At 55.4% G+C, this 7436-nt stretch carries 6 protein-coding genes; 4 read left to right on the top strand and 2 right to left on the bottom strand.

All coding sequences use genetic code 11. The features are described from left to right. Nucleotides 1–263: 263 nt before the first annotated feature. Nucleotides 264–680, bottom strand: a complete 417-nt coding sequence (locus GV827_RS22805; RefSeq protein WP_164356576.1) for an Hsp20/alpha crystallin family protein — start codon at nucleotides 678–680, stop codon at nucleotides 264–266. 193 nt (nucleotides 681–873) lie between these two features. Next, nucleotides 874–2559, bottom strand: a complete 1686-nt coding sequence (locus tag GV827_RS22800; RefSeq protein WP_164356574.1) for an adenylate/guanylate cyclase domain-containing protein — start codon at nucleotides 2557–2559, stop codon at nucleotides 874–876. Nucleotides 2560–2845: 286 nt separating this feature from the next. On the opposite strand from GV827_RS22800, the gene GV827_RS23940 reads away from it, so the two are divergent. The 4 genes from GV827_RS23940 to GV827_RS22780 form a co-directional block, all read left to right on the top strand. After that, on the top strand, nucleotides 2846–3718 hold the full coding sequence (locus GV827_RS23940; RefSeq protein ID WP_328823209.1) for an adenylate/guanylate cyclase domain-containing protein: 873 nt from the start codon (nucleotides 2846–2848) through the stop codon (nucleotides 3716–3718). Beyond that, a complete protein-coding gene (locus GV827_RS23935; RefSeq protein ID WP_268895788.1) occupies nucleotides 3699–4001 on the top strand; it encodes an adenylate/guanylate cyclase domain-containing protein in 303 nt (100 codons plus the stop codon). Before GV827_RS23940 ends, GV827_RS23935 begins: the two co-directional genes overlap by 20 nt. Before the next feature lie 162 nt (nucleotides 4002–4163). Further along, nucleotides 4164–5495 carry a cytochrome P450 gene (locus tag GV827_RS22785; RefSeq protein ID WP_164356567.1) on the top strand — a complete coding sequence of 444 codons (1332 nt, stop codon included), beginning with the start codon at nucleotides 4164–4166 and terminating at the stop codon, nucleotides 5493–5495. A 392-nt stretch (nucleotides 5496–5887) separates the two neighbouring features. Continuing rightward, nucleotides 5888–7436: GMC family oxidoreductase (locus tag GV827_RS22780; RefSeq protein ID WP_164356565.1), on the top strand; the 1549-nt coding region annotated here is incomplete at its 3' end.

The raw sequence follows: 7436 nt of genomic DNA, 5'->3' as shown, positions 1-7436 counted from the left end.
GACGGCTGCTCACATCAGGTGGGGGATACCCCCGGGGGGTAGGGTTCCTATCCAAAGCCCATACTGCCCCCATATCTCATGCCGTCTCAGACCACCGGCTCAGCTCCATTCGCACCCCTAAGCAGCCTGAACCTTGCCGAGATACATGACGCCTAAGGGCCGGACCGGTGGCAGAGCCACGTTCAGGTTACCCGCCCCGCAGATGCAAAGTCATGCACCGCTTCAGGGTCGATCACCTCAGCCCTAACTTCTGAGAAGCTTCGTCACGCTTTCTTGACCGCGATTTTCTTTCCCCGGCTCTCAGCTGGTGCGCGACGAGGCACAGTGATGCTCAGAACTCCGTCCTTCATATGCGCTTCAGTTTGTTCGATATCAGCATCTTCTGGCATCCGAAATGAACGCCTAAAGGCACCGTATTGACGCTCGGAGAAGTACCAAGTTCCTTCCTGTTCCTCGGTTTCCTCCATCTTCTCACCGGATACAGTCAGCAAGCCGTTTTCAGCGCTTAGCTCGATATCATCCTCGGAAACCCCCGGGAGTTCTACGCTGATCCGGTAGACATTGTCGCTTGATGAGGCGTCAGAAGCGGGCGCGAACAAGCTCTTGAGCTTTGTCCCCATTCGGCTGAACGGCTCGTAAAGATGTGGCCATAGGCTCGCGGATTGATTGGATTCGACCATGAGAATGTCCTTTCGTCTGACAACTTATGGCGCGGAATTTGCATCCTGATGAGATGATGGTCTTTGACTTATCTCAATTGTTCAGGACGGCTTCGCCGGACACGGCGAAGACAGCTGCACTGCCTGAGGTCTTGGGTCCTGTTTTCCCATCTCTGGGACGCCGGTGGTAACTTGGTTCTAAGTTGTACCTATCTCACTCTGGCAGGCCAGCGATACGAAGCCCATCAAGAAACTTCTTGTTGGCATCTGTATCTGCATAGCCCGCTCTAGACCGGATAACACTAATCGTTTCGTCTGGTGCCCGATCTAGTAGCTCAACGCATGCGGCCCGCGCTTTGTCCAACTGACCAAGCTGTGCGTAGGACGCCGCGCGAAGGCGATGAAATGTGGCGTAATTAGTATTCAACGCTAGGCCTTCATCGCAGGTCTGGATTGCTTTCTCGAACCGGCCCATCTGAAAATAGGCTGTGGCCATTCCTCCCAACATCATCGGCCGCCAAGGCGTGTGTTGCCCAAGTTTAATGGCTTTGCGAAAGCAGTCCAAAGCTGTTTGTGGTAGACCCAGAGAGTTAAACCCAAGACCACAGTAGGCCATCACCACAAAGTCCGAAGAAGCTCTTCTTAGCGCCCGCTCTAAGGCGCTGCGATACTCAAGTGGAGTTGCTGCTCCATCAAATCGTGCTGCCCATGCTACGGGAATTTCAAAGGCCGGTTGCTGAATATGCAACCGCTTCGCCGCTTCCAACCATTGCTCTGCGCGCTTTCTGTAGTGATTGCACAAATCCTGAAAACCAAATGACTGGCTCGTTTGAAACCCAATCAGTGCCAAGCCCAAGGCATCCAATCTGTCGGGTTCAATTTCCAATGCGCTAGCTGCGTGCGCTAAGGTCCCTTCTATGCCCTGTCGATCCCAACGCTCCAATGCCAATGCGGCTTGAAGTGTATGATCTGCGGCAGTCAATTCAGGTTCCGGGAGGTTGTTAAGCCGGGACTGTTCAGCGTCGAAAATTGTCTGCAACACTTGCCCAGTCAGGTTTTCCCCAACCAAGTCTTGCCAGTCAAAAGCGTCCAAGAGATTACCATCGAGCTTAGTTTTCAACCAAACCCTGCCAACCCTATCGACAAGCTTCACTTCGAGGCGGAGCCGATCGCCCGAGCTGCGCAAATATGACTGAAGTACGTATTTCGCATTTGCTTCTGACTGAGAGATTACCGCGGAAATCCACATTGTCGCATCAAGAAATGCAGCTACGTCTCCCGTGATCGCGTCAGCCAGTTCTTGAACCTCGTGTCGATCATCGGCGGTTGCGACCGGGGCAACTGCAATCTTAAGGCCATCGGAATTCGTGCGCGAGGCTGTTGTGGCCTTTGGTATTTCGCCCCTGACCCAGACATGCACAGGGCGCTCAATGTTCTTCAGTTCCCATGCACCACCGTCGTCGAAAGAGGGCCGGAGCGTACCGTCAAGGCTTCCGTAGACTGCTTCTGACACGGTTACCGATCCGGGTGCTGCCGCCTGCTCTAGCCTAGCTGCTACGTTCACCCCGTCTCCGAAAACGTCGTCCTCTTCCTCCACAACATCGCCAAGATGCACCCCTACGCGCATTCTGATTTCTGGCTCGTCTGGATGTCCGCCTTCCGCCAAGCGATCCTGCACACGCATGGCGCTGGACACCGCGTCAACAGCGGATGAGAAGAGAACGATCCAACCGTCGCCCATGCTTTTGACAATCCGGCCATGATGCGAGGCAATGTTCGGCCCGAAAACCTCGGCGCGGAGCCGCCGCAAGGCTCGTAGCATCGCCTCGGAGTCTTCTCCCATCAGGCGGGAGTAATCGCATATGTCAGCCGCCAGAACGGCGGCCAGTTGGCGCTTCATCCGATGCTTCCTCGCCCCAGTAGCTAGCAACAACTGCATGAAAGTATGGAGACAAGGGTGTCACAGGTAAAGTTTGAGGTTCCTGTCTTTAGGAAGGCCGCCATGGCGACAGCAGGGTTGGCACCCTGCTTCGTACAAATTCACGTCCTATGCTATGGTCAGTATTAGACGAAATGGAGGGCGAGCCGTGATGACACTGAGGGCGCCGGGCCTGCTTCTGAAATACCTTAACTATGGCATCACGGATGGAACCGTTAGGTAGCAACGTCGTCAACTTTCGGGCAACTTGGCATCACTGTTCGGTTTCTTCACGTCAGTATTCTACGTGTCGGCATTCCTAGTTTTCGACTGGTCTATGTGGCCTGCCGCAATCGTCGGGCTGCTATTTGGGCTATCGTTTTTACCACAGCCCTACATTTTTGCTCGAAACCGATCGATTGGCATGAGTATCACCGCACTTGCTTGCTATGCACATTTTACAATCATCACTTGGTTAATCGGTGCACACGCTGGTCTGCACATATTCAATTTTGTTGTGCCTGCCGTGGCTCTTGTGGTGCTCGGACCTAATCGTATCCTGCTAATATCCTTTATTGGGCTTGGTGCTGTCTTTGCCTTTGCAGCATCCCAACTAATTTTCCCAGAAGCTGCGATTCCTGCAATCCGGAACACTCCATTGCAAACGGTGTTCATGTTCATGGCGACACTTTTAACGTTGTCGCTTATTTTGGCCGTTGGGTATGTGGCGTTTGCACTTGTGGAAAAAACGGAAATGGCCCTTGAAGCCGAATATGCCCGGTCTGAGGCCCTACTCTACAACCTCCTACCCGAGGACATAGCCGCCCGCTTGAAAGTTGAACCAGACCGGACCATCGCTGACAGCCTGCCTCAGGCAGCGATCCTTTTCGCTGACATCGTGGACTTCACTCCGCGTGCCGCCTCTCTTCCAGCAGAGGAGGTCGTCAGCTTCCTGAACAAGGTCTTCCGCGCCTTAGATGAACTGGCTGAGAAACATGGCCTAGAGAAGATCAAAACGATCGGTGATGCGTACATGGTAGCGGCTGGGATGCCAAATCCCTGCGGCGACCCAGTGCATCGGGGCCGAGATGGCACTCGACATGCAAAGGACGGCTGCAGACATGTCGGACGAGTTTCCTGACGGGCTGGAGGTACGCATTGGCCTTCATGCTGGCCCAGCTGTGGCCGGGGTCATTGGCAACAAGAAACTGTTCTACGATGTCTGGGGCGAAACGGTAAACACCGCCAGCCGCATGGAAAGCCATGGGGAGCCGGGACGCATACAGGTGACTGGGCCAGCCCATGAGGAGTTGGCAGACGACTATCTCTTCGAACCTCGGGGGACGGTAGAGGTCAAGGGCATGGGCATAGTCGAAACGTGGTGGCTCACTGGGCGCACACAAGCGTCCCTAGAACATGCTTAGGTCATTCCAGCATACTTTCTCATGTCCTGCTAAAGCTCAACATCTGCTTACTTACCGCGACAGATGCCGGGACTGAACAACCAAGAGGGTTGATCAGAATGCAGCAAGAAAGGATGCTGAGGAAGAAAAACACTGTTGGTTTATTGATTTGAGGATTTGGGAATGACTTCAAAAGCTGCACTATCACACATCCCGGGGCCGCCTGCGCCTCCGGTTGTTGGGCATACACTGCGGATCGTGCGCGATGCCTATGGTTTTCAGAAACAAAGCATTTCGACCTACGGTCCAGTGTACAAGACGAAGTTGCTTGGAATCTGGAGGGTCAACCTCTGCGGCGCAGATGCCATGGAAATGGTGTTGTTAGACAAGAACCAGAACTTCTCTTCGAAGTTGGGCTGGGACGCTCTCTCTCGGTTATTCCCCGGTGGCCTGATGTTGCAGGATTTTGCTGAGCATCGCCAGAATCGCCGGATCATGCAGGCTGCCTTTCGAGCACCGGCGCTGCAAGAGTACACACTTCATATGGCTGAAGCGATGCAATCGCTTGTCCGCGAGTGGCCAGTCGGCAAGGAGTTTCGGTTTTATGATGCTATCAAGGAACTGACGCTTCGCTTGGGTTGCGCCGTGTTTATGGGTCTACCGCCAGAAAGTGATCTGGCCCGCAAGCTGAACACCGCATTCATCAACGAAATCCGCGCTTCGCTTTCGGTAATCCGCTATCCCGTACCGTTTACGCCGATGTGGCATGGGGTGCGCGGCCGATCATTCCTTCGCGATACATTTCGGAGCCTAATCGCCGAACGTCGAGCCGAACCCGGCGATGATTTCTTTTCACAGATGTGTCAGGCAACAGATGAGGACGGCAAGGGCTGGAGCGAGGACGAGATACTCGATCAGTTCAATTTCCTCATGATGGCGGCGCATGACACGACATCGACCGCACTTAGCACGATGATCTGGGCCCTTGGCGCGCACCCCGAATGGCAGGATATCCTCGCCGCTGAAGTTGCAGATATTGGAGACGGTCCGCTCGACAGTGACGCCCTCGCTCAAATGACCCAGACCGAGCAAGTGTTCAAGGAGGCGCTCAGATTAGTCCCGCCGGTTCCCTTCATCCCGCGTCGTGCCGTTGAAGGGTTCAGTTGGAAAGGTTTCGATATTCCGGCAGGCACAGCTGTTACGTTGAACCCCGGAGTTACGATGTTGTCGTCTGAGTTCTACACCGACCCCGAACGGTTCGACCCCTCACGCTTTTCGCCCAACCGTGCGGAGGACCAAGCACATAAATTTGCATGGACCCCATTTGGTGGCGGCGCACACAAATGCATTGGAATGCATTTCTCGACCTTGCAGGTCAAACTTTTCATCGCAACTTTGTTGCGCGAGCGCCGGGTGAAGCTCACCAGTCCATCTGGTCCGGAATGGCAACGTATGCCAATTCCAAGACCCGAAAACGGTCTTCCAGTTACATTGCATCCGATCACCATGCACTGATCCATCGGTTCCGCCTCCTCGGGCGGAGCCTTCTCACTAGATAGCCCAATAGATAGCCCAATGCTCTTTCCCAGAAGCTCAGAGGCACGTTGGCAGTTCTCTGTCTCAACAAGAGAAGGGAGGCCCCTTCATAATGCAGGTTGGGAAGTGCCATTCGCTCTTTAGCGTCACTTCTTCTCTGCCTACCTTGGCGCCCCACGTAACTGAGGCCGTCTCAGACCTTCGGCCCAGCTGCATGCGATCCTCACTTTAGGTAGCTCCCCCACAGATTATCAGCCTGAACACTGAGGCATGTTAGCTTCGTGGGTCTATGCGGGAAAAAACACGACCCAATCACGTTGTAGCCTCATTCTGTGCTATTCTCTCGGCATTGTTCAGAGGGGGAACTGGTTTTGGCTGAATTACATTTTGACTACGTGGTTATCGGAGCGGGGTCCGCCGGTTGTGTCATTGCCAACCGGTTGACAGAGGACGAAGGCTGCAAAGTTCTTCTTCTCGAAGCGGGGGGGGAGGCGAAAGACCCAATGATCGCCATGCCGGGTGCGGCTATGAAGTTCTGGGATACGAACATTGACTGGGCCTTCCGGACCGAGCCGCAGAAGCATCTTAACAATCGTCGCATCTTGCTGAACCGTGGCAAGGCGCTCGGCGGCTCCAGCACGATCAATTGGTGCCTGTACGTGCGTGGCAACCCCGGCGACTACGACGGTTGGGCACAGCGCGGATGCACCGGTTGGAGCTATGACGCCGTGCTTCCCTATTTCCGACGGGCGGAGCGGAACGCGACGATAGATGATGAATGGCACGGGCAGGACGGGCCGCTCAATGTCGGGGAGTTCAACGAACGCAACCCAATCCAAGAAATGTATCTCGAAGCCGCTGAGGCCATGGGACTGCGCAGGACCCAAGATTTCAACGGTGGGTCGGCTGAGGGTTGCGGCTACCATCAAGGGACCGTTCGGGATGGACGCCGGGTCAGCACTGCTGATGCCTATCTGACACCAATATTACATCGTGATAACCTGACCTTGGAAACCGGCGCGCATATCACAGGACTCGTAACTGAAGGTGAGAGGGTAACGGGGGTCGACTATGTGGTCGGCCGTGAGGCCCGCCGGGCTCTGGCTGGGTCGGAGACTGTGCTGTGTGCGGGCGCTATAGGATCGCCGCACATCCTCTTGCTGTCAGGCATCGGCGCGGCCGATGAAATCGCGCCGCATGGCATCGACCCAGTTCTCGATCTGCCCGGAGTCGGACGCAACCTGTGTGACCATGCCAGCAGACCGGCTGTCGCGTTTCAGGTACTCGACCCCGAGAAATGGGGCTTTGACAATCCCTCGCATGAGGAAGCGGTCCGACGTTTTGAGGCGGACCGCACAGGGCCGTTGTCCACTATGCAGATTGACGTCGGCGCCTTTGTGAAACTTCGGCCGACCGATGCGGACCCGAGTGCGCAGATGTACATGGGGCTATCCACCGCAGAGCGGTTGAGGCACGAGTTTCCGCCGATGGTGACGGTTTTCGGCTATATCTGCCGTCCGCAAAGCCGGGGAACGATCAGGCTCGACACAGCGAGTCCCTTCGACGCGCCACTAATCGACCCAAATTACTATTCGGAGCAAGATGACCTCGACCGCTTCTGTGAGATCATCGAATGGAATCAGGAGCTTGCCGCCCATCCTGCTTTCGCGCCGGTGCGGGGCGAGATGTTGCGGTCATTTTCGAACCGGGAGGAAATCATTGCGGCGCTCCGGCAGGAAGCAAGTACCACGTGGCACCAGAGCGGGACATGTCGCATGGGGTCAGATTCAGAGGCTGTCGTCGATCCGCAGCTACGGCTGAATGGCCTTGATGGGCTGCGCATCTGTGACGCGTCCATAATGCCAGAGGTTACAAGCGGCAACACCAACGCGCCGACGATCATGATAGCGGAGAAAGGGG

The organism is Sulfitobacter sediminilitoris, assembly GCF_010667575.1.
In the GTDB taxonomy this organism is placed as follows: Bacteria; Pseudomonadota; Alphaproteobacteria; order Rhodobacterales; family Rhodobacteraceae; genus Sulfitobacter; species Sulfitobacter sediminilitoris.
Note: the sequence above shows the minus strand (reverse complement) of the source record. Positions and strands in the feature narration are given on the sequence as shown.